19 protein-coding genes and 1 pseudogene are annotated in these 22,313 nt (G+C 67.9%); 7 read left to right on the forward strand and 13 right to left on the reverse strand.

The features are described 5' to 3' along the window. Nucleotides 1-7: 7 nt before the first annotated feature. Nucleotides 8-475, reverse strand: coding sequence for a sigma-70 family RNA polymerase sigma factor (locus ACXMYJ_RS18650; protein WP_460358339.1), 468 nt, complete (start codon nt 473-475; stop codon nt 8-10). Between the two features lie 212 nt (nt 476-687). On the opposite strand from ACXMYJ_RS18650, the gene ACXMYJ_RS18655 reads away from it, so the two are divergent. Then, the gene (locus ACXMYJ_RS18655) at nt 688-1,203 is read left to right on the forward strand and encodes a copper chaperone PCu(A)C (RefSeq protein ID WP_260752004.1); all 516 of its coding nucleotides are present in this window, start codon (nt 688-690) and stop codon (nt 1,201-1,203) included. Between the two features lie 28 nt (nt 1,204-1,231). Here the strand turns inward: ACXMYJ_RS18655 and ACXMYJ_RS18660 are convergent, their stop codons facing one another. Beyond that, entirely contained in the window at nt 1,232-1,435 is a 204-nt protein-coding gene (locus ACXMYJ_RS18660) for a lipoprotein LpqH (RefSeq protein WP_260752003.1), read from the reverse strand. A gap of 378 nt (nt 1,436-1,813) precedes the next feature. Here ACXMYJ_RS18660 and ACXMYJ_RS18665 point away from each other — a divergent pair, with 378 nt between their 5' ends. Further along, nucleotides 1,814-2,131 carry a hypothetical protein gene (locus ACXMYJ_RS18665; protein WP_260752001.1) on the forward strand — a complete coding sequence of 106 codons (318 nt, stop codon included), beginning with the start codon at nt 1,814-1,816 and terminating at the stop codon, nt 2,129-2,131. Nucleotides 2,132-2,226: 95 nt separating this feature from the next. Here the strand turns inward: ACXMYJ_RS18665 and hisS are convergent, their stop codons facing one another. Together hisS and ACXMYJ_RS18675 are read right to left on the reverse strand one after the other, a co-directional pair. After that, a complete protein-coding gene (gene hisS / locus ACXMYJ_RS18670; RefSeq protein ID WP_460358343.1) occupies nt 2,227-3,489 on the reverse strand; it encodes a histidine--tRNA ligase in 1,263 nt (420 codons plus the stop codon). Then, a complete protein-coding gene (locus tag ACXMYJ_RS18675; protein ID WP_443189385.1) occupies nt 3,486-4,163 on the reverse strand; it encodes an MBL fold metallo-hydrolase in 678 nt (225 codons plus the stop codon). Before ACXMYJ_RS18675 ends, hisS begins: the two co-directional genes overlap by 4 nt. Nucleotides 4,164-4,281: 118 nt before the next feature. On the opposite strand from ACXMYJ_RS18675, the gene ACXMYJ_RS18680 reads away from it, so the two are divergent. Then, on the forward strand, nt 4,282-5,175 hold the full coding sequence (locus tag ACXMYJ_RS18680) for a peptidylprolyl isomerase (protein WP_260751997.1): 894 nt from the start codon (nt 4,282-4,284) through the stop codon (nt 5,173-5,175). A gap of 13 nt (nt 5,176-5,188) precedes the next feature. On the opposite strand, the gene ACXMYJ_RS18685 is transcribed toward ACXMYJ_RS18680, so the two are convergent. Further along, entirely contained in the window at nt 5,189-5,527 is a 339-nt protein-coding gene (locus tag ACXMYJ_RS18685) for a hypothetical protein (protein WP_443189383.1), read from the reverse strand. Nucleotides 5,528-5,581: 54 nt separating this feature from the next. Between ACXMYJ_RS18685 and ACXMYJ_RS18690 the strand changes: the two genes are divergently transcribed. Beyond that, entirely contained in the window at nt 5,582-6,106 is a 525-nt protein-coding gene (locus ACXMYJ_RS18690; protein WP_443189382.1) for a helix-turn-helix domain-containing protein, read from the forward strand. Nucleotides 6,107-6,115: 9 nt separating this feature from the next. Here the strand turns inward: ACXMYJ_RS18690 and ACXMYJ_RS18695 are convergent, their stop codons facing one another. The 6 genes from ACXMYJ_RS18695 to yajC form a co-directional block, all read right to left on the reverse strand. Next, nucleotides 6,116-8,497: a RelA/SpoT family protein gene (locus ACXMYJ_RS18695; RefSeq protein ID WP_460358348.1), complete on the reverse strand. Its 2,382-nt coding sequence runs from the start codon at nt 8,495-8,497 to the stop codon at nt 6,116-6,118. 39 nt (nt 8,498-8,536) lie between these two features. After that, nucleotides 8,537-9,091 carry an adenine phosphoribosyltransferase gene (locus ACXMYJ_RS18700; protein WP_396884515.1) on the reverse strand — a complete coding sequence of 185 codons (555 nt, stop codon included), beginning with the start codon at nt 9,089-9,091 and terminating at the stop codon, nt 8,537-8,539. Further along, complete coding sequence (locus tag ACXMYJ_RS18705; RefSeq protein WP_460358352.1) at nt 9,058-10,743, reverse strand: ABC transporter substrate-binding protein; 1,686 nt, start codon at nt 10,741-10,743, stop codon at nt 9,058-9,060. Before ACXMYJ_RS18705 ends, ACXMYJ_RS18700 begins: the two co-directional genes overlap by 34 nt. Nucleotides 10,744-10,749: 6 nt before the next feature. Then, on the reverse strand, nt 10,750-12,030 hold the full coding sequence (gene secF / locus ACXMYJ_RS18710) for a protein translocase subunit SecF (RefSeq protein ID WP_260751991.1): 1,281 nt from the start codon (nt 12,028-12,030) through the stop codon (nt 10,750-10,752). Between the two features lie 3 nt (nt 12,031-12,033). Beyond that, nucleotides 12,034-13,797: a protein translocase subunit SecD gene (secD, locus tag ACXMYJ_RS18715; RefSeq protein WP_443189378.1), complete on the reverse strand. Its 1,764-nt coding sequence runs from the start codon at nt 13,795-13,797 to the stop codon at nt 12,034-12,036. A 106-nt stretch (nt 13,798-13,903) separates the two neighbouring features. After that, complete coding sequence (gene yajC / locus ACXMYJ_RS18720) at nt 13,904-14,248, reverse strand: preprotein translocase subunit YajC (protein ID WP_260751989.1); 345 nt, start codon at nt 14,246-14,248, stop codon at nt 13,904-13,906. A 338-nt stretch (nt 14,249-14,586) separates the two neighbouring features. Here yajC and gabT point away from each other — a divergent pair, with 338 nt between their 5' ends. Next, the gene (gabT, locus tag ACXMYJ_RS18725) at nt 14,587-15,936 is read left to right on the forward strand and encodes a 4-aminobutyrate--2-oxoglutarate transaminase (RefSeq protein ID WP_443189377.1); all 1,350 of its coding nucleotides are present in this window, start codon (nt 14,587-14,589) and stop codon (nt 15,934-15,936) included. A 19-nt stretch (nt 15,937-15,955) separates the two neighbouring features. Then, complete coding sequence (locus tag ACXMYJ_RS18730; RefSeq protein ID WP_260751987.1) at nt 15,956-17,389, forward strand: gamma-aminobutyraldehyde dehydrogenase; 1,434 nt, start codon at nt 15,956-15,958, stop codon at nt 17,387-17,389. Here the strand turns inward: ACXMYJ_RS18730 and ACXMYJ_RS18735 are convergent. Beyond that, nucleotides 17,377-17,736: a hypothetical protein gene (locus ACXMYJ_RS18735; RefSeq protein ID WP_443189376.1), complete on the reverse strand. Its 360-nt coding sequence runs from the start codon at nt 17,734-17,736 to the stop codon at nt 17,377-17,379. The genes ACXMYJ_RS18730 and ACXMYJ_RS18735 overlap by 13 nt on opposite strands. A gap of 293 nt (nt 17,737-18,029) precedes the next feature. On the opposite strand from ACXMYJ_RS18735, the pseudogene car reads away from it, so the two are divergent. Continuing rightward, nucleotides 18,030-21,517 (forward strand): annotated as a pseudogene (gene car / locus ACXMYJ_RS18740) (carboxylic acid reductase). On the opposite strand, the gene ACXMYJ_RS18745 reads toward car, so the two are convergent. After that, nucleotides 21,514-22,188: a hypothetical protein gene (locus ACXMYJ_RS18745; protein ID WP_460358357.1), complete on the reverse strand. Its 675-nt coding sequence runs from the start codon at nt 22,186-22,188 to the stop codon at nt 21,514-21,516. The pseudogene car and the gene ACXMYJ_RS18745 overlap by 4 nt on opposite strands. Nucleotides 22,189-22,313 lie beyond the last annotated feature (125 nt).

Raw genomic sequence — 22,313 nt, forward strand, 5'->3', positions numbered from 1 at the left:
GAGCAAATCACGCACCGTCAACGACACCCCGACCGAACAGGAGGCCACCCCCGCGGCACTGACCACCTGAACCATCACCTCGAAGAATCACACGACGACGTCGTACACCACGTCCCTGGACTTGACCGATCGACCAAGTGTGGTCGCGAAAGTGCCGACACACCTCCCCGCGAATGGTCGGCACCGCGAACGCCGCGAATCGCCCCTTGGCGGGGTCGTAGCGGTCCACGCTCTTGACCAACCCCATCCGGGCAACCTGGACCAGGTCCTCGGACGGTTCGCCGCGCCCGACAAATCGGACGGCGATGTGGTCGGCCAGCGGCACACACTCGGTGATGATCCGTTGTCGCCAACGCCTGCGCTCGTCGTCCGCCGCGCAGGCAGTCAACTGCGCGAACATGGTGTCAACATGCGGCCAGTCAGGATCTCGGACGGCAACATCGCTGCCTGAACCATCCGGCTGCGCGAGTGTCATCGTGGCCTCTTTCTGGGCGGAAGGCGTCGTCTTCGGCGGCTTTGCTGTGCCCTCCGCCTACCCACATGAGCCACACAACTATGGTGTTCGCGCAATCGTTGCTCAACCGAGACAAACACCGATTTCCGGATGGCGGGTATCAAGCCCCGGCCTGGAGGGAACTCCTCCTCGGACAATCGAGATCGCCGATGCGACCCACTGGAGGCAGACACATGCGGCAAGCACAGGTCCACCGGGAGGCTCCGGTGGTGCTGGCAGCAACGGCGCTGGCACTCGGAATCTCCGGGTGCGGCGAGGATGCCGCGGTGGACTCGTCCAATCGCGGCTCGGGATCGGATACGGAGGGTACGTCGGTCGAGAACGCTTTCATCGTGCCGGCCTTTGTGCCCGGCGAATGCGCGCTGCAACTCGATGCCGGCGGCGAAATGCGTTTCACCGTCACGAACAACCGTCCCGCAGACACCGAGCGACTCCTCGGTCTGACCATCGGCGCGGCCGCGCAGGCGCACGGCATCGACAGCGTGGCCATCCCCCCGAAGTCGACCGCCGCCTTCGGCGAGGCGAACCACGGTCCAGCCCCCGACGGGCGTCACCCGGCGGTCCGGCTCCAACGATTGGATCCAGGCCTGCGACCCGCCACCTCGACTGACGTGACCTTCCGTTTCGAGCGGGCCGGCGACATCACGTTGCCGGTGCCGGTCGAGGCGTGCCCCGTCCAGACTCGGTGACGGACCACCGGCAGGTACTCTGCTCGGTCTAGCAACCTGTCCTGAGCTCGAAGTGCGCGGTGTCTGTGTCCCCGGGTTCGTCGACGTAATACCCCACCGCGGTTCCGGTGATCGTGCATACCCCATCGGAGAACGTGGCATCGGCTTCGACCGGGGCGGTCGCCGGATCGGCGTTCCACGAACTGCCGGTGAAGCCGGCCAGATTCTGAATCCGGACCAGTCGCGCGCCCACGCGTCGCCGGTGCGCACCTGAGCGGTGAAACCTGGTTCCTGCTGCAGACTTTCGATGAACCACACCCAACCGACCTGGTCACACGTGATTCGCATCTGCTCCTCGACCACACTGCCGTTGATCAGCACTCGCGCAGTGTGGGTACCGAGGGCCTCGTGGCCGTCGGTTGAGCACCCTGCACCCAGCAGAGCCGCAAGTGCAAGTCCGAGAGCCCGCGTGGGGTGCGCGCGGCCTGGCATCAATCGGGCTTGGTGGTGAGCACACACGCTCACAAGTACCCCGGCGCCACGAAGTCATACGGTCGTGCAGCGGGCCGGCACGTATCAAAGCGGCGTCTGCGGGTACGGATACGGCATGGTGCGATGGATAGCAATCTTCGTGGGTGTGGTGGTCTTGCTGGTCGGGCTCCTGGGACTGATCACGCCCGTGTCAGTCTCGCCTTTTCAGCAGAGCGTCAGTTGTGGCAGTGTTGTCGCGCCCGACCTGTCGGAGGCTCGATCGCTCGACGACTCGAACGCAGCGAACGTACCCGTAGACGGCGAGATCGTGGTCGACGTGAACTACACGCACCTGTGTCGCATGGAACTGGAGGACCGGAGGCTGTGGACCATCACCGTCGCGGTGTTGGGAGCGCTGATGGTGAGTGCGGCCGGCGTGCAGCGCGTGTTGACTTCGAGAAGGACTCCCGTCAGCTGAGTCCCTCATGGACGAGCGTGCGCATTCTCGGCAGTTTCCACGGCGTGTCCGCCACAGACACGCACGCTCGCCATGACACTCGCCATGACACCGGGCTACGCCAGGCGGGAACGAACCTCTGCGACAACCTGATCGAGGGCGATGTCGACCTGCTCGCCGGTGGCCATGCTCTTCACCCCGACCGTGCCGGCCTCCAGATCCCGGTCCCCGGCCACCAGCGCGATCGAGGCCCCCGACCGGTCGGCGCCCTTCATCGCGCCCTTGAGACTCCGGTCGCCGTAGGCGACGTCGACGCGCACCCCCGCCGCCCGTAACTGCGCGGCCAGTACCGCCAGTCGCACCTTGGCGTCGGCCCCCAACGGCACCGCGTACACGTCCACCCGCGCCGTCTCCCCGGCCGCCTTGCCCTCGGCGCGCAGCGCCAGCAGCGTGCGGTCCACCCCGAGGCCGAAGCCGATCCCGGACAGGTCCCGGCCACCCAGCTGTGACATCAGGCCGTCGTAACGGCCCCCGCCGCCGATGCCGGACTGGGCGCCGAGCCCGTCGTGGACGAACTCGAACGTCGTCTTGGTGTAGTAGTCCAGCCCGCGCACCATCCGCGGGTTGATCACGTACGGCACCGACAACGCGTCCAGGTGCGCGAGCACGGTGTCGAAGTGTGCCTTGGCCGCGTCGGAGAGGTGATCGAGCATGACCGGCGCGTCGGCGGTCATCTCCTTCACGTGCGGGCGCTTGTCATCGAGCACCCGCAGCGGGTTGATCTGCGCGCGGTGCCGCGTTTCTTCGTCCAGATCCAGCTTGAACAGGAAGTCCTGCAACAGTTCCCGGTACTGCGGCCGGCAACTGTCATCGCCCAGCGAGGTGATCTCCAGCCGGAACCCGTCAAGGCCCAGAGATCGGAACCCGGCGTCGGCGACAGCGATCACCTCGGCGTCCAGCGCGGGATCGTCGATGCCGATCGCTTCGACGCCCACCTGCTGCAGCTGCCGATACCGGCCTGCCTGCGGGCGCTCGTAGCGGAAGAACGGGCCGGCGTAACACAGCTTGACGGGCAGCTGACCACGGTCGAGGCCATGCTCGATGACCGCCCGCATCACGCCGGCGGTGCCTTCGGGCCGCAGTGTCACCGATCGCTCACCGCGATCGGCGAAGGTGTACATCTCCTTGGAGACCACGTCGGTGGACTCCCCCACCCCGCGCGCGAACAGCGCGGTGTCCTCGAAGATCGGCAGCTCGATGTCGCCGTAGCCGGCGCGTCGGGCTGCGGCCAGCAGCCCTGCGCGTACGGCGACGAACTCGGCCGAGTCCGGCGGGAAGTAGTCGGGGACGCCCTTGGGCGCCTTGAACGAGTCAGTCACGGAGTCAAACCTTCGAGGAATGGGTTGGTGTGGCGTTCGATGCCGATGGTGCTGCGCTCGCCGTGCCCCGGTAGAACCAGAGTGTCGTCGTCGAGCACCAACAGTTTTGTGACGATCGATTCGAGCAGGTCCCGCCCGCTGCCGCCGGGCAGGTCGGTCCGTCCGACCGACGACCGGAACAACGTGTCGCCGGTGAAGGCCACCTGCTCGGGCCCGTGCTCGACGCGGAACACCACCGAGCCCTGGGTGTGGCCGGGGGTGTGGTCGACGGCGACGGTGATCCCGCCGAGCTCGATCTTGTCCCCGTCGCGGTCCAGTTCGAGCACCTGCCTGGGCTCGCGGAACATGGCTCCGAGCGCGGTGCGCGCCAGGCCGCCGAGAAACCCCCTCCCGAAGCCCTTGATCGGGTCGGTGAGCATGTGCCGGTCGGCCGGGTGGATGAAGGCCGGGCACCCGTAGGTGTCGGCCACCTTCTGCGCCGACCATATGTGGTCGATATGCCCGTGCGTGAGGAGTACCGCGGCCGGGGTCAGCCGGTTCTCGTCGAGGATCCGGCGCAGCGGACCCATCGCCCGCTGGCCGGGGTCGACGACGATGGCGTCGGCGCCCTGCCGCGGGGCCAGCACGTAGCAGTTGCACGCCAACATGCCGGCCGGGAATCCGGTGATCAACACGTCTTCCAGCTTCCCATGCCCAGGTGGTGAGCCTGTTCAGGAGGGTCGCGGCGGCCGTTTCCAGCCGGAGCTGGCACACTCGGTGCCGACCGGATCAACTTCGAGGAGGACACCGGCCGTGCCGACGAACGAACAACGGCGTGCGACCGCCAAGCGCAAGCTCGAGCGACAGATGGAGCATCGGGCCGAGCGTGAGCGCAAGCGCCGCCTGTACACGATCATCGGATCGGCGGTGGCAGCCGTCGTCATCGTCGCCGCCGTGGTCGCCACCATCGTGATCACCAACCGCGACTCCGGCACCCAGACCGCGTCCGCTTCCAGCACCACCGCCACCACCGAGCCGTCGTCGCCACTCGACATGCCGGCGCCGGCGGAGGCCGGGGCCCTGCCCGAGTTCACCGCACCGGAAAATCTGGGCGGCGACTGCCAGTACCCCGCGGCCGAGCCGGCCAGCAAGGAGAACACCCCGCCGCGCAGTGGCAAGGTGCCCACCGAGCCTGCCCATGTCAGCGCCAGCATGGTCACCGACCAGGGCAACATCGGGCTGCAACTCGACAACGGCAAGTCGCCGTGCACGGTCAACAGCTTCGCCAGCCTGGCACAGCAGGGCTACTTCAACGACACCCCGTGCCACCGCCTCACCACCAGCGACTCACTCGGGGTGCTGCAGTGCGGCGACCCGACCGGTGAGGGCACCGGCGGTCCCGGCTACCAGTTCGCCAACGAGTACCCGACCGACCAGTACCAGCCCGACGATCCGGCGCTCGGCCAGCCCGTGGTGTACCCGCGCGGCACGCTGGCGATGGCCAATGCCGGCCCCGGCACCAACGGCAGCCAGTTCTTCCTCGTCTACCAGGATTCGCAGCTGCCGCCGCAGTACACGGTCTTCGGCACGATCGACGAGACCGGTCTGGCCACCCTGGACAAGATCGCGGCCGAGGGCGTCGACGGTGGCGGGCCCGACGGCCCGCCCAAGCTGGCGACCACGGTGAAGTCCATCCAGCTGGACTGACCGCCGGGAAGGCTCAGCGCAGCGAATCCGCCGACGACTGCGCGTCGGCGACGCTGACCACCAACCGGTCGTAGTTCTGACCGTCGAGTTCGATCTGCACCGCGGGCCGTCCCGCCCGCGCGACGGCGAACGTCTTGCGGCCCCGTCGGCGCCAGGTACCGATCTTCGTGCGTCCGGGCCAGTGCAGACCCGGGGCCCGCATGCCGGCCACCGCGCGCAGCGGCTCGTCCACGACGTCGACGGCCTTCACCGCCGACACCGGCACGCGGATGTCGCCGTGCAGGCCCGCGATCTTCTCCCCGAGCGTCAGACGCAGCTCCACATCCGTCCCGACCCGTCGAAGTTCAGCCATCGATCCCTCTCCTTTCTCATTATTGATAATGATACCAAGGGCGATAATAGGCAGATGGCTTCGCTCGATCTTCTGCTGCACCCGGTTCGCATGCGCATCGTCCAGGCGATGCTGGACGGCAGCGAACTGACCGCCGGTGACCTGCGCGCCGAGCTCCCCGAGATCCCAGCGGCGTCGCTGTACCGGCACATCGCCACGCTCTCTGAAGCCGGCGTGCTGGAAGTGGCGCGCGAGCGACAAGTGCGAGGGGCCGTCGAGCGGACCGTCCGCCTACACCTGCCCTCCGCGGTGGTCTCCCCGCAGCAGGCGCGCGACTTGACCCGTGAAGACCACCGCCGCGCGTTCGCCGCCTTCGTCGCGATGCTGATGGCGGACTTCGACCGCTACCTGGCGGCCCCCGAGGTCGACGTCGTAGCCGACGGCGTGGCCTTCACCCAGGCCGCGCTGTGGTTGGACGACGACGAAATGCACGCGCTCCGGGACGAACTCGCCGCGGTGATCACGGCACGCATGGGCAATCGCCGCAGCGCGGGCCGCACCAAACGGTTGCTCAGCACCGTGCTGATGCCCGCGCGCTGAGACTGCGGCTCACGCCGCTGACGTCACGCGGTAGACGTCGTAGACGCCCTCCACGTTGCGCACCACGTTGAGCACGTGACCGAGGTGCTTGGGGTCCCCCATCTCGAAGGTGAACCGGCTGATCGCGACCCGGTCGTTGGACGTGGTCACCGACGCCGAGAGAATGTTGACCTTCTCGTCGGCGAGCACCCGGGTCACATCCGACAGCAACCGGTGCCGGTCGAGCGCCTCCACCTGGATGGCGACCAGGAACACCGACGACGGCGACGGCGCCCACTGGACATCGATGATGCGCTCCGACTGTTGTTGCAACGACGACGCATTCGTGCAGTCGGTGCGGTGCACGCTGACCCCGCCGCCGCGGGTCACGAAGCCCATGATGTTGTCGCCGGGCACCGGCGTGCAGCACTTGGCGAGCTTGGTCAGCACGCCGGGCGCGCCCGGCACCGCGACGCCGACGTCATCGTTGGTGCGCTGCCGCACCGGCATGGTCGCCGGCGTGGACCGCTCGGCGATCTCGTCGGCGGCCTCGTCGTCGCCGCCGAGCTGGGCCACCAGCCGCTGCACGACGTGCCGCGCCGAGACATGCCCCTCACCGACAGCCGTGTAGAGCGCCGACACGTCGGTGTAGCGCAGCTCCCGGGCCAGCGCGGTGATGGTCTCGGCATTCATCAGCCGCTGCAACGGAAGTCCGCCACGGCGGACTTCGCGGGCGATGGCCTCCTTGCCGGATTCCAGCGCCTCCTCGCGGCGCTCCTTGGCGAACCACTGCCGGATCTTGGCCTTGGCCCGCGGTGAGACGACAAAGGTCTGCCAGTCCCGCGACGGCCCCGCATTCGGGGCTTTGGAGGTGAAAACCTCCACCACTTCCCCGTTTTCGAGCTTGCGTTCCAGCGCGACCAGCCGACCGTTGACACGGGCGCCGATGCAGCGGTGCCCCACCTCGGTGTGCACCGCGTAGGCGAAGTCCACCGGTGTCGACCCGGTGGGCAGCGTGATCACATCCCCCTTCGGGGTGAACACGAAGATCTCCTGCACCGCGAGGTCGTAGCGCAGCGATTCGAGGAACTCACCGGGGTCGGCGGCCTCCCGCTGCCAGTCGAGCAGCTGGCGCATCCACGCCATGTCGTCGATCTCGGTGGCGGCGTGGCTGGGCGGAACTCCGTTGCGGCCCTTGGCTTCCTTGTAACGCCAGTGCGCGGCGATGCCGTACTCGGCGGTCTTGTGCATGTCGATGGTGCGGATCTGCACCTCCAGCGGCTTGCCCTCGGGGCCCACGACCGTGGTGTGCAGCGACTGGTACACCCCGAACCGCGGCTGGGCGATGTAGTCCTTGAACCGCCCGGCGATGGGTTGCCACAGCGAGTGCACCACGCCGACCGCGGCATAACAGTCTCGCAGCTCGTCGCACAGAATGCGTACGCCGACCAGGTCGTGGATGTCATCGAAGTCACGGCCCTTGACGATCATCTTCTGATAGATCGACCAGTAGTGTTTCGGCCGGCCCTCGACCACAGCGTTGATCATCGACGCGTTCAGGGTCGCGGTGATCTCGGCGCGCACCTTGGCCAGATAGGTGTCCCGCGACGGGGCCCGGTCGGCGACCAGCCGCACGATCTCCTCGTACTTCTTCGGATGCAGGATCGCGAACGACAGATCCTCCAGTTCCCACTTGACCGTCGCCATCCCGAGCCGATGAGCAAGGGGCGCAATGACTTCCAGCGTTTCGCGAGCCTTGCGGGCCTGCTTCTCGGGCGGCAGGAAACGCATCGTGCGCATGTTGTGCAGCCGGTCGGCGACCTTGATCACCAGCACCCGTGGGTCACGCGCCATCGCGATGATCATCTTGCGGATGGTCTCGCCCTCGGCCGCCGTGCCGAGCGCGACCTTGTCAAGCTTGGTGACACCGTCGACGAGGTGGCCGACCTCGGTCCCGAACTCCTGGGTCAACTGCTCGAGCGTGTAGCCGGTGTCCTCGACGGTGTCGTGGAGCAGCGCGGCGATCAGCGTGGTGGTGTCCATCCCGAGCTCGGCCAGGATGTTCGCGACCGCCAGCGGATGGGTGATGTACGGGTCGCCGGAGCGGCGCAGCTGGTCGGCATGCCGTTGCTCGGCGACTTCGTAGGCCTTCTGCAGCAACGTCAGGTCGGCCTTCGGGTAGATCTCGCGGTGCACTGCGACAAGCGGTTCGAGCACCGGGTTGATCGTGCTGCGCTGGGACGTCATCCGACGGGCCAGCCTGGCCCGCACCCGGCGGGACGCGCTGGTGGCCGGTTTGGTGCTGTCGCCGCGGGGCAGCTCCAACGGCTGGGTCTCCGGGCTGGACACCGGCGGCCGGGACGGCGACTGCACAGCCTGGCTGGCGGGCTCGGTCCGAACCTTGTCGGCCATGTTCACCTCCGGGATCTGTGCTCTTCGCAGGATATCCGCTCAGACGGTGTAGAGACTGGTCACCTCGAGCGGTCCCAGCGCGGTGCGACCGCCCAGCGCCGTGAGCTCCATCATCACCACCGCACCGGTCACGTTCGCGCCGACCCGGGTGAGCAACTGATGGGTGGCGGCCAGCGTGCCACCGGTGGCCAGTACATCGTCGATGATCACCACGCAGCGGCCCGCCAGATCGATGCCCTCGGCGGGGACCTCCAGCGTGGCCGTGCCGTATTCCAGGGAGTAGGTCTGGCTGATGACCGGGGGTGGCAGTTTGCCACCCTTGCGCACCGCGAGAACACCGATGCCCAGGCTGATCGCGACCGCACCACCGAGCAGGAAGCCGCGGGCGTCCACCCCGGCGATCAGGTCCGCCCCGCGCGCGGCGTCGGCGATGGCCCTGCTCACCTGCGCCAGCCCGTGCGCGTCGGCGAGCACCGGCGTCAGGTCCTTGAACTGGATGCCTGGTTCGGGGAAGTCCGGGACCTCCCGCACCAGGGACGCGATCACGTCGGCGATGTCGCTCACTGGCTCAGCTTCCAACGATCCATGTTCCATCCCGCGCCCCATCGTGTCGGATTGCCGCTCACCGCGTACATCTTGGCCGAGGTCAGCAGCGTGCGCTGCTGGCGGTACAGCGGCAGCGTCGGCATGTCGCCCCACAGAATCGGCGCGGCCTCACCGAGCAGCCGCGCGATCTCCTTCGGGTCGGAGACGACGGCCAGCGTTGCGATGATCGCGTCGATGCGCTCGTTGCGGTAGCGGGGCAGGTTGTTGCCGTTGGCGCTGTGCAACGCGTAGGCATCCATCGTCGACGAGCCCGTCGACCCGCTGCCCGCCGCTCCCCCGACGGTGGCGATCAGCACGTCGATCTCATTGTTGCGCAACGACAACGGGCCGACATTCTCCCCCGCCACGTCCTCGACGGTGATGCCCGCGGGGGCACACGCCTTCGCGATGGCGCCGACGGTCGCGGCCAGACGCGCGTTGGGGGTCTGGTAGCCGATCCGCACGGTCAGGGGCGCCCCGTCCAGCACGGCGCGCGCGGCGTCGGGGTTGGCTACCGCGAACTCGTTGACCTGCGGCGTGACTTCGGCGGCGCTGTAAGCGTCCACCGTCGCGCTGTTCAGCCGCGTGTTGGCCACCGGCACCTCGGCGTTGCGGGCGATCACGTCACGGGGTGTGCACAGGGCCAATGCGCGGCGCGCCGGCACCGCGGCCAGCGGGCCGCCCGGGGCGAAGATGAGCTGTTCGACACCCGCCGACGGCGAGTCGGTGCGCACGTAGTCGTCGGGCAGGTTCAGCGTGCCCGACGATCCGGTGGCGATATCGACGACGTCATAGGCGCCCTCGTTGACCTTGTCCTGCATGTCGGCGCTGCGCGGCCACACGGTGATCTCGGCGGTGACCGGTGTGGTGCCCCACCATTTATCGTTGGCCACCAGTTTCACCGCGCCGTCCTCGGTGACGGAGTCCATCTTGTAGGGGCCCGAGGACGGGAACTTCTTCAGGTCGAGCTCTGGCGTCAGGTCCCAGGTGGTGTTCCACACCTGCGCGATGCGCTCGACGGTCGGGCGGTCGTTGTCGAGCAGCGCCCGGGTCACCCCGCCGTCACCGAGACCGAGGACGTCGGCGATCACGTGGGCCGGCATCATCGACGTCGCCGCGAACAGCTGGCCGTAGTCGGTGAAACCGCGTTCGGGAGCGAACGACACCCGGGCCTTCTTCTGCCCCGGCGCGCAGTCGACGCTCGCGATGTCGACGTAGCCCGCGCGGCTGGCCGCGTCGAATCCCGGGAACCGGCCCGACTGCGAAGCCCATGCCAGCACCATGTCGTCGCAGGTGATCGGTTTGCCGTCGGAGTACACCGCCTCGGCCTTGATCTCGTAGTCCAGGATCAGCGGGCTGCGGCCCACCACCGAGATGGTGCCGAAGTCGTGGTCGCCGACGATCTGACCGTCCGGCCCGTGATAGTTGAACCCGGTCAGGACGCGTGCGAACGCCTGCGGTCCGCCCGATGCGGCGCCGACGACGGTGTTGGTGTTGTAGGTGATCAGCGCTCCGTCCACGGCGTAGTCGACGGTGTCGGCGGTGGCGTCCCCGCACGAGGTCAACCCCAGCCCGCCCACCACGGCCAGCACCGCGGTCAACGCGATCGCGCGACGTGGGCGAGGTGCCCGGCGGGCTCGCAGGCGCCAGCGATCGGCCATCGGCGGCTACCGGTTCCGCGGGGTGCGCTTACCCGACGGTCGCCCGGTCCGGCTGCTGGTGGGCCGCACGGGGCGGGCGCCCGGGGCAGGCTTGTCAGGCGCGGGAGCCGGCGGTGTGGACACCACGGCCGCGGGTTCGGCCGTCACGGCGTCGTCGTCGGCGAGCGCGTCGGCCCCGGTCAGGTCGGCGCCGCCGGCCTTGGCCGCCGCCGTCTGACGGCGGTTGAGCACCCGGCGGGTGTGCTTGCTGACCAGCTCGGTGCGTTCGCGCAGGCTCACCAGCAGCGGTGTGGCGAAGTAGATCGACGAATAGGTGCCGACGATCACGCCGACCAGCTGGACGAGCGCGAGATCCATGAGCGTGCCGACGCCGAGCAGCCAGACCGCGATCACCATCAGCGCGATGATCGGCAGCACGGAGATCAGGCTGGTGTTGATCGACCGCATGAAGGTCTGGTTCACCGCCAGGTTGGCCTGCTCGGCGAATGTCCGGCGGGTGGTGTGCTCGAACCCGTCGGTGTTCTCCTCGACCTTGTCGAACACGATGACCGTGTCGTAGAGCGAGAAGCCCAAAATCGTCAGCAGGCCGATGACGGTGGCCGGGGTGACCTCGAAGCCGACGAGTGCGTACACCCCGGCGGTCACGACGAGGTCGAACACCAGGGTCGCCAGCGCCGCGATCGCCATGTATCGCTCGTAGCGCACCGTGATGTAGATGGCCGCCAGCACGAGGAAGACCACGAGCGCGATCAGCGCCTTCTGGGTGATCTGCCCACCCCAGGTCTCCGACACCGCGGAGTCGGAGATGGCCTGTTCGCTGGGCTGGCCGTCCGGTCCTTTCGGCTGGAACGCGTCGAACAGCGCCTTGCGGAGCTCGATGATCTGCTCGTTGTCCAGGGTCTCCGAACGGATCTGGAACGTCGCCGAGTCGCCGGCGCCGACAATCACGACCGATTCCGGCGGGTTGCCGATGGTGTCGGTGAAGACGGTCTCGACCTGCGAGGTGGTGGCCTGGGTGTCGCTGCGGGGGAACGACACCTTGGTGCCACCCTCGAAGTCGATGCCGAAGGTGAACCCGCGCAACAGCATCGCGCCGAGCGACACCAAAATAATCAGCCCGCTGACCGTGTACCACAGCTTGCGTTTGCCGATGACCTCGAAGGCGCCGGTGCCTGTGTAGAGCCGGACGAAGAAGCCGTGCTTGGCTGCGCCGGTCGCGGCGGACTCCAGGTCGGGCGCCTCGATCGCGCCGGATTCGTCGTTGTCTGTGCGGTGACGTGTCGCCATGATCTATCCCCGTCCCGCCGCGTTCGCGGCCGCTCGGCGTTCGCGTGCGATCTGTTGGACGGCACCCAACCCGTTGAGCGACGGCTTGGCCCACAACGTGGACTTCGACGCCGCGTACACGAGCGGCCAGGTCACCAGGAACACGATCACGACGTCGAGGATGGTGGTCAGGCCGAGGGTGAACGCAAAGCCCTTCACCTGACCCACAGCCAGGAAGTACAGCACCGCTGCGGCGAGCAGGGTCACGGCGTTGCCGGAGACGATGGTCTTGCGGGCGCGGGCCCAGCCTCGTGGCACCGCCGACCGGAACGAGCGCCCCTCCCGGATCTCGTCCTTGATGCGTTCGAAGAACACCACGAACGAGTCGGCCGTCATACCGATACCGATGATCAGACCCGCGATACCGGCCAGGTCCAGCGTGTAGTTGATGTATCTGCCGAGCAGCACCAGGATCGCGAACACCATGGCCCCCGACGCGGTCAGCGACAGCGCGATGAGCACGCCCAGCGCCCGGTAGTACAGCAGCGAGTACAGCAGCACCGCAACGAGCCCGACCGCGCCGGCGATCAGGCCGGCCCGCAGCGAGGACAGGCCCAGCGTCGCGGACACGGTCTCGGCCTCCGAGGATTCGAAGGACAGTGGCAGTGAGCCGTACTTGAGGACGTTGGCGAGTTCGCGCGCGGTGTCCTGGGTGAACTGGCCGGTGATCTGCGTGCGGCCACCGGGGATGGCCTCCTGGATCACCGGGGCGCTGACCACCTGCGAATCGAGGACGAACGCGGTCTGCGTGCCGATGTTCGCGGCGGTGAAGTCCGCCCACACCTTCGCGGCGTCGCTCTTGAACTCGACGTCGACGACGTACTCGCCGGCCTGCTGGTTCAGCCCGGACGTCGCGTTGGCGATCTGCTCGCCGTTGATGATCGACTTGTCCAGCAGATAGACCTCATTGCCGTCCTGCGAGCAGGTCACCAGCGGCAGGTTCGGGTCGTCGTTGCCCGCCAGCACGTCCTCCTGGCCGCAGCGGGTGGCCTGGAACTGCAGCGCGAGGATCTGGATCGCCTGCTCCGTGCTCTGCCGCAGCCGCTTCTCGTCCTGGATGCGGGTGGCCAGCGGGACATCCTTGTTGTCACCCGGCGTCGCGGCGCCCGGCGCCGGCTGCGCTCCGGGCGCGGGGGTCGGCGACGGTCCCGGAGGCGGGGTCGGCGCCGGCTGTTGCGGGAACGGACGCGGCTGCGGGGCGGGTGCTTGCGGCGCCCCCGGCTCGGCGGCCGCATCCGCACCGGGCGCGGGGCTGGGTTCGGCGCCCGGCGGCGTTCCGGGCGCTCCCGGTGGAGCCCCGGGGGCACCGCCCTGCGGGCCGGCTTCCGCTCCGGGCGGCATCGCACCGGCGGCCGGGATTACGTGGACGACGGGACGGATGTACAGCCGAGCCGTCTGCCCCAGGCTGCGGGCTTCGCTGGTGTCGTCACCGGGGACGGTGATCACGAGGTTCTGGCCGTCGATGATGACCTCTGAACCCGACACGCCGAGACCGTCGACGCGGGAGCCGATGATCTGCTTGGCCTGCTCCAGTGATTCGCGCGACGGCGGTGAGCCGTCAGGGGTGCGCGCGGTCAGGGTGACGCGGGTGCCGCCCTGCAGGTCGATGCCCAGTTTGGGTTCGGCCTTCTTGTCCCCCGTCAGGAACACCAGCAGGTAGGCGCCGATGAGCAGCACCAGAAACAGTGCCAGATAGCGGGCAGGGTGAACCGTCGAAGACGATGCCACGTGTTTACAGTCTCCTAGAGATCAGTTCGTCAGGTACCGCACGAGGGCGCGAAGGTACGGAAAGACATGGAAAGACACGAAAAGATTACGTGCTGTTGCTGAGATTTCAGCCGTCGCTCTTGGTGTTGGGCCGCTCGCCGAGGTCGGCGCCGGCGTCGAGATCGGCGTCATCGGTGTCGCCGTCCTCGTCGATGTCGTCGACGATGCGGTCCCGCACCGCCAGCTTCATCCAGGTGGTGACCACACCGGGGGCGATCTCCAGGTCGACGTAGTCGTCGGTGATACCGGTGATCGTGCCCTTCAGGCCGGAGGTGGTGTGCACCTGGTCGCCGATCTGCAGCGAGTTGTGCAGGTCGATGGTCGCCTGCATGGCCTTCTTCTGGCGCCGCGACGCGAAGTACATGAATGCGCCCATGATGATGAGCAGGGGCAGGAAAACGACCAGATCCATGGCGGCAATGTCTCTCTAAAAGTCTTCGTATCGGTCATGCGTGCAGGCTGTCGCACCTGCCGCAACAGGGGCCCGTCGCGCGGACTCACGCGCGGGCTCAACTAACCAGTGTGCCATTTCGGCCGCTTGAGGCCACGACCCTGGTCGGGCGTCCCCTGCCACGACCTCGCCCACCGGGTCCATTCGCGACGGAATCCGAAGCCGACAGCGCCAGACAGCGATGATTCCGCATCAAGGTGGCGATGTTCTCGACGGATCAGCCGGTTCAGCGACTAGGCTCAGACGGTAACTCGGCAGTCGTCGAACCCGGTCCCGTTGAGGCCTGTAGGAGGTTTCCCGTGAGCGCTCTGGAACAGAGCCGCCACCTCGCCACCGCCATTCCCGGTCCCCGCTCCGCCGAGATGATCGCGCGCAAGAGCGCGTCGGTGGCCCGGGGCGTCGGCACCACGATGCCGGTGTACGCGGCGCGGGCGTTCGGCGGCATCGTCGAGGACGTCGACGGCAATCGGCTGATCGACCTCGGGTCTGGCATCGCGGTGACCACCGTCGGGAACTCGTCGCCCCGAGTGGTCGACGCCATCACCGACCAGGCCGGCCGGTTCACCCACACCTGCTTCATGGTCACGCCCTACCAGGGATATGTGGCCGTGGCCGAGGCGCTCAACCGGCTCACACCCGGGGACGGCGACAAGCGGTCGGCATTGTTCAACTCGGGCTCCGAGGCCGTCGAGAACGCGGTGAAGATCGCCCGCGCGTACACCCGCAAGCAGGCGGTGGTGTCGTTCGACCACGCCTATCACGGGCGCACCAACCTGACGATGGCGCTGACGGCGAAGTCCATGCCCTACAAGCACGGCTTCGGCCCGTTCGCCCCGGAGATCTACCGCGCTCCGCTGTCGTACCCGTTCCGCGACGCCGAGTTCGGCAAGGAGCTGGCCACCAACGGCGAACTGGCCGCCCGACGGGCGATCACGGTGATCGACAAGCAGGTCGGCGCCGACAACCTTGCCGCCGTGATCATCGAGCCGATCCAGGGCGAGGGCGGTTTCATCGTGCCCGCCGAGGGTTTCCTGCCGACCCTGCTTCAGTGGTGCCGGGCCAACGGCGTGGTGTTCATCGCCGACGAGGTGCAGACCGGGTTCGCCCGGACCGGCGCGATGTTCGCCTGTGAACACGAGGGCCCCGAAGGCCTGGTCCCCGATTTGATCGTCACCGCGAAGGGCATTGCCGACGGGATGCCGCTGTCCGCGGTCACCGGCCGCGCCGAGATCATGGACGCCCCGCACGTCAGCGGGCTGGGCGGCACCTACGGCGGCAATCCGGTGGCCTGCGCGGCCGCGCTGGCCACCATCGAGACCATCGAGTCGGAGGGTCTAGTCGAGCGGGCCCGTCAGATCGAGACGCTGATGAAGGACAGGCTGGGCCGGATGCAGGCCGAGGATGACCGGATCGGCGACGTCCGTGGCCGTGGGGCGATGATCGCCGTCGAACTGGTCAAGTCCGGAACGCTGGAACCGGACCCGGAGCTGACCCGCAGTCTGCTCGCCGCAGCCCACCAGGCCGGCGTGATCGTGTTGTCCTGCGGCACGTTCGGCAACGTGCTGCGCTTCCTGCCTCCACTGGCCATCAGCGACGAACTGCTGCTCGAAGGCCTCGACATCCTCGAACTGATCCTGCGCGACCTCTGACTCAAGGAGCTCCAAAGACATGACCACAGTTCAGAACTTCATCGACGGCCGCCTCGTCGACTCCAGCAGTGGCGCCACCATGCCGCTGGTCGATCCGAGCACCGGCGAAAAGTACGGCACGGCACCGGTTTCCAACGAACAGGACATCGACGAGGCGTATGCCGCGGCGGCCAGGGCGTTCAAGGAGTGGAAGAAGACGACACCGTCGCAACGACAGAAGGCGCTGTTGGGCTTCGCCGACGAGGTGGAGAAGGCCGCGGACGCGTTGGTCGCCGCCGAGGGCCGCAACACCGGAAAGCCCAATCACGTCACCGCGGTCGAGGAGATCCCGCCGATGGTCGATCAGATCCGGTTCTTCGCCGGCGCGGCCCGGGTACTGGAAGGCAAGTCGGCCGGGGAATACATGGCCGACCACACGTCGTGGATCCGCCGCGAGCCGGTCGGCGTCATCGGGCAGGTGGCACCGTGGAACTACCCGATGATGATGGCGATCTGGAAGATCGCCCCGGCCATCGCCGCGGGCAACACCGTGGTCATCAAACCCAGCGACACCACCCCGGTGACGACGGTGATGCTGGCCGAGCTGGCCGCCAAGCACCTGCCCGCCGGCGTGCTCAACGTCGTCACCGGCGACCGGGTGACCGGCGCGTCCCTGGTGGCGCACCCGACCCCGGAGATGGTGTCGATCACCGGCTCGGTGGCGGCGGGCAAGGCAGTCGCGGTCAGCGCCGGAGGTAACCTCAAGCGCACCCATCTGGAGCTCGGCGGTAAGGCCCCGGTGGTGGTGTTCGACGACGCCGATTTGGCCGCCGCGGCCGAGGGCATCGCCACCGCGGCGTACTTCAACGCCGGGCAGGACTGTACGGCTGCCACCAGGGTGCTGGCGTCGGCCTCGATCGCGGCCGACCTGACCGCGGCCCTGGCCGAGCAGGCCAAGGCCGCCACGACCACGTTCGGCCGACCCGCCGACGATGAGGACGCCTGGGTGCCGCCGGTCAACAACGTCAACCAGATGGAGCGGGTGCTGTCCTTCTTCGATGACATCCCGTCGCACGCCACCGTCGCGGTAGGGGCGAATCGCCAGGGCGACAAGGGGTTCTACATCGAGCCGACAGTGATCGGTGGGCTACGCCAGGACGACCGGCTGATCCAGCAGGAGATCTTCGGTCCGGTGATCACCGTGCAGACGTTCTCCGACGAGGACGAGGCGATCGGCTGGGCCAACGGGGTCGAGTACGGACTGGCGTCGTCGGTGTGGACCAAGGACGTGTCCAGGGCGCTTCGGGTCTCCAATGCGCTCGACTTCGGCTGCGTCTGGATCAACACGCACATCCCGCTGGTCGCCGAGATGCCGCACGGCGGTTTCAAGTCGTCGGGCCACGGCAAGGACCTGTCGATGTACGGGCTGGAGGACTACACGCGCATCAAGCACGTGATGGCTTACACCGGCTGAGCCGCGGCCCGCACGAAGTCGACGAGGATCTGCCGGATCTCGTCGGCGGTCAGTCCGTCACCGTCGACGTCATGGGCGATCAGCTCGGAGATCAGGTCGTCTCCGGGCTGCCCGCACCGGTATGCCACCATCACGTCGAAGTAGGCGCCGAGCTCGTCGCGCACCTCGCTGTCGTCAACAGCGCCTGCCCACCGAGCGATCCGCCACCAGTCCCGAACCGGCGCGCCGAGCGCGCTGCACAGCCCGCACATCCGGGGTCCGAGGACGATCGCGGCGACGTCGTCGTGGGTGCCGGCCGACATCCGCGCCGTGAACAACTCGGTGAGCCGCTGCGTCTGCGGGTGCACCTTCCGACCTCCCTGGACAATTAGCCAACCTATTCATTCCACGCTAACCGTCGGCGATACCCGAAGAAGCACGCAGACGGCCGACTGTGGCGGGCTTAACGCCGGACCGCGCAGTGTGACCCCCGCTGCACATATGCGAGTTGGCTTGCGCCGCAATCATTCACAGCATTTTGACAGGCCTCGAGGCTACCGTGACGGAATAAAGTTAGTTTTACTATCGTAATTTTTTTACGGCGCAGCGCCGCGCCCGTCCCCCACCGCGATTCCGCTGAGGAACTCTGATGCCCACTGAGATGCCCACTGACTCCCGCGAGGACCGCCTCGTTCGTCGCATCGCCGACCTGCGCGCCACCGACCCGCAATTCGCCGCCGCCGTGCCCGACGAGGCCGTCTCCCACACCATCGACCGACCCGGCATGCGCCTTCCCGAGATCATCGCGACCGTGCTCGGCGGCTACGCCGACCGACCGGCCCTCGGCGCGCGCGCCGTGCGCTACGTCGTCGATCCGGACACCGGCCGCACCAGCGCCGCACTGCTCCCCCACTTCGAGACGATCAGCTATGCGGAGCTGTCGCGCCGCGTCGACGCCGTGGCCGCCGCGCTCGACGACGTGCGCCCCGGCGACCGTGTCGCGATGCTCGGGTTCACCAGCATCGACTACACCACCATCGACATGGCCCTGGCGACCATCGGGGCGGTGACGGTGCCGCTGCAGACCAGCGCCCCGATGGGCACGCTGGCGCCCATCGTCGCCGAGACCGAACCGCGTGTCGTCGCCTCGTCGGTCGACTCGCTCACCGACGCGGTGACACTCGTGCTGGAAACCGCGACCGTGACACGGCTGGTGATGTTCGACCACAACACGCGGATCGACGATCACCGTGACGCGGTCGCCTCCGCCGCCGCCCGACTGAAGTCCGCCGGGTCGGCGGTCGACGTCGAGACACTCCCCCGGGTCATCGCCCGCGGATCGACACTGCCGCACCGCGAAATCTCCGCCTCCCACGACGACACGCTGGCCCTGTTGATTTACACATCCGGCAGCACCGGCGCCCCGAAGGGCGCGATGTACCCCGAACGACTGGTGGCCAACTCGTGGCGGCAGTCCACCAAGGCGAACTGGGGCAACCGCGGCGGCCTTCCGTTGATCACGCTGAACTTCCTGCCGATGAGCCACATGATGGGCCGCGGCCTGCTCTACGGGACGCTGGGCGCCGGCGGCACTGCGTATTTCGCTGCACGCAGCGATCTTTCGACCTTTCTGCAGGACCTTGCCCTGGTGCGGCCCACGCAATTGAGCTTCGTCCCGCGGATCTGGGACACCGTCTACGCCGAGGTGTGCAAGGAACTCGAGGCCGCGCGGCAGAGCACCGCGAGGTTCTCGCCGACCTGCGGCAGAGCCTGCTCGGCGGCCGATTCGTCACGGCGATGACGGGCTCGGCGCCGCTGTCTTCAGAGATGAAGACCTTCGTCGAGGACCTGCTCGACATGCACCTGGTCGACGGTTACGGCTCGACGGAGGCCGGCGCGGTGTTCGTGGACGGGCTCGTCCAGCGGCCCCCGGTCATCGACTACAAACTCGCCGACGTTCCCGAGCTCGGCTACTTCGCCACTGACCGTCCCCACCCGCGCGGCGAGCTTCTGGTCAATTCGGAGACGCTGTTTCCCGGCTATTACAAGCGTCCCGACGTCACCGCCGAGATGTTCGACGCGGACGGCTATTACCGCACGGGCGACATCGTCGCCGAGACCGGCCCCGATCACCTGGCCTACCTCGACCGTCGTAACAACGTTCTGAAACTGTCCCAGGGTGAATTCGTCACCGTGTCCAGGCTCGAAGCGGTGTTCGGGGACAGTCCGCTGGTTCACCAGATCTATCTGTACGGCAACAGCGCGCGACCCTACCTGCTCGCAGTGGTGGTGCCGACCGAGGCGGCGTTAGCCGGCGACGACGTCAAAACGGCTGTGGCGGAATCACTTCAGCATGTCGCCAAGCAGGCCGGACTGCAGTCCTACGAGGTTCCTCGCGACCAACTCATCGAGACCACGCCCTTCACGCTGGAGAACGGCCTGCTCACCGGCATCCGTAAGCTGGCCCGTCCCAAGCTCAAGGAACGATACGGCAACCGACTGGAAGTGCTGTACACCGAGTTGTCCGAAGGGCAGGCCGACGCACTGCGGCAACTTCGCCGGCAGGGGGCGGGCCGGCCGGCCCTCGAGACCGTCGGCCGCGCCGCCGCCGCGCTGCTCGGCACCGCGGCCGGCGATGTGCACGACGACGCCCATTTCACAGACTTGGGCGGGGATTCCCTGTCGGCGTTGACCTTCGCGAACCTGCTCCGTGACATCTTCGACGTCGAGGTTCCGGTCGGTGTGATCGTCAGCCCAGCCACCGATCTCCGCGAGCTGGCCGACTACATCGACTCCGAGCGCCGAAGCGGTTCCACGCGACCGACATTCGCGTCGGTGCACGCGCGATCCGACGGCCCGGTGACCGAGGTGCACGCCGGCGACCTGACGTTGGACAAGTTCCTCGGCGCCGAGACCCTCGCCGCCGCGCCCGCCCTGCCCGGGCCGCGCCAGGAGATCCGCACCGTGCTGCTGACCGGGGCGACCGGGTTTCTGGGCCGCTACCTCGCGCTCGAATGGTTGGAGCGCATGGCGTTGGTCGGTGGCACGCTGATCTGTCTGGTGCGCGCGAAGGACGACGCCGCGGCACGGGAGCGGCTGGACCAAACGTTCGACAGCGGGGATACCGAGCTGTTGGAGCACTACCGGCGTCTGGCCGCCGAGCACCAACAGGTCCTCGCCGGCGACAAGGGCGAGCCACATCTCGGGCTCGACCCGCAGACGTGGCAGCGACTCGCCGACACCGTCGACCTGATCGTCGACCCGGCCGCGTTGGTCAACCACGTGCTCCCCTACAGCCAGCTGTTCGGTCCCAATGTGGTCGGCACGGCCGAACTGCTCCGCATCGCACTGACGACGAGGTTGAAGCCGTTCGTCTACGTGTCGACGATCGGCGTCGGCGCCGGTGTCGAGCCTGCAGAGTTCAGCGAAGTCGGCGACGTCCGCCAGATCAGCGCGACCCGCAGGGTGGACGACAGCTACGCCAACGGCTACGGCAACAGCAAGTGGGCCGGCGAGGTCCTGCTGCGGGAGGCGCATGACCTGTGCGGTCTTCCGGTGTCGGTGTTCCGGTGCGACATGATCCTGGCCGACACCACCTACACCGGACAGCTGAACCTGCCCGACATGTTCACCCGGCTGATGCTCTCGCTGATCGCCACCGGTGTGGCGCCGGACTCGTTCTACGAACTCGACGCTGACGGCCGCCGGCCGAGGGCCCACTATGACGGTCTGCCGGTGGAGTTCATCGCCGAGGCGATCTCGACGCTCGGCGCCCAGGCCGTCTCCGGGTTCGAGACCTATCACGTGATGAACCCGTACGACGACGGGATCGGTCTCGACGAGTTCGTCGACTGGCTCATCGACGCCGGCCACCCGGTCCGCCGGATCGGTGGCTACGACACCTGGCTGCAACGTTTCACCACCGCGCTGCACGGGCTACCGGACCGACTGCAGCAGGCGTCGTTGCTGCCTCTGCTGCACAACTATCAGCGGCCCGACGCTGCGGTGCGCGGTTCGATCGCACCGACCGACAGGTTCCGTGCGGCCGTTCAGGACGCGAAAATCGGTCCGGACAAGGATATTCCGCACGTGACGCCGCAGATCATCGTCAAGTACGCGACTGATCTACGGCGCCTCGGCCTGCTCTAGTTGACCGCCAGCTTGTCGCTGGCCTTGGTGCGGCGACGCCCGAACAGCCGGTGCCGCTTGCGGTCGCGTTCCACTGGCGCGGTCACCGCATCAGGCCGGTCGGACCGATTCCACCCTGCGGTGGCCTCCGGGGTCGCGTCGGTGACGGGGTGCGGTTCGGCCGCCGGGACGCGGGCATCGCGGTAGGCGATGTCGCGAGCGCTGCGCACCGACAACCGCCCTACGGCCATCGCGGCGAGGAACACGATCAGCGCGCCCAGCCCGGAGAAGTAGGTCAGCTCGAGCCAGACCTGCTTGGTCTCGTTCGCGGCCACCGGCTGCCCGACCCCGCCCAGTCCCAGCGGTCCCGCCACGGCGCGTCCGACGACGAACCAGGCGCCGGCGGCCACAGCCAGCCACGCGCCGAGCATCGCGGTGGCACGGTTACGGGACACCAGCAGCAGCAGACCGCCCAACACGGCGACCGCACCGGGCAGCACTTCCAGCCACCCACGGCCTGCGGTCCACGTCCACGCCCGGTCCGGGGTGAACGCGAAATTGAAGAGCGGGCCGATGAAAGGCACCAGCGCGCCCCATATGCCCAGCGCGATGATCAGCAGGCCGCTGACCGCGCCGCGGCTCCGGGGAATGTGCATCCTGCTCTCACGGACCCGATTGGTTGAGTCGACCATGATTCCTCCTGAAGGTGATGCCAGCGGGTACCCGCAGGCGCCGGGCGATAACCCGAGGGTCGCGTGAAAGGCAGCCCGGGTTGCCAGAACCGCACCCGTGCGCTCCGTCGGCGGGACTCACTAAC

Source organism: Mycobacterium sp. ZZG (assembly GCF_054786995.1).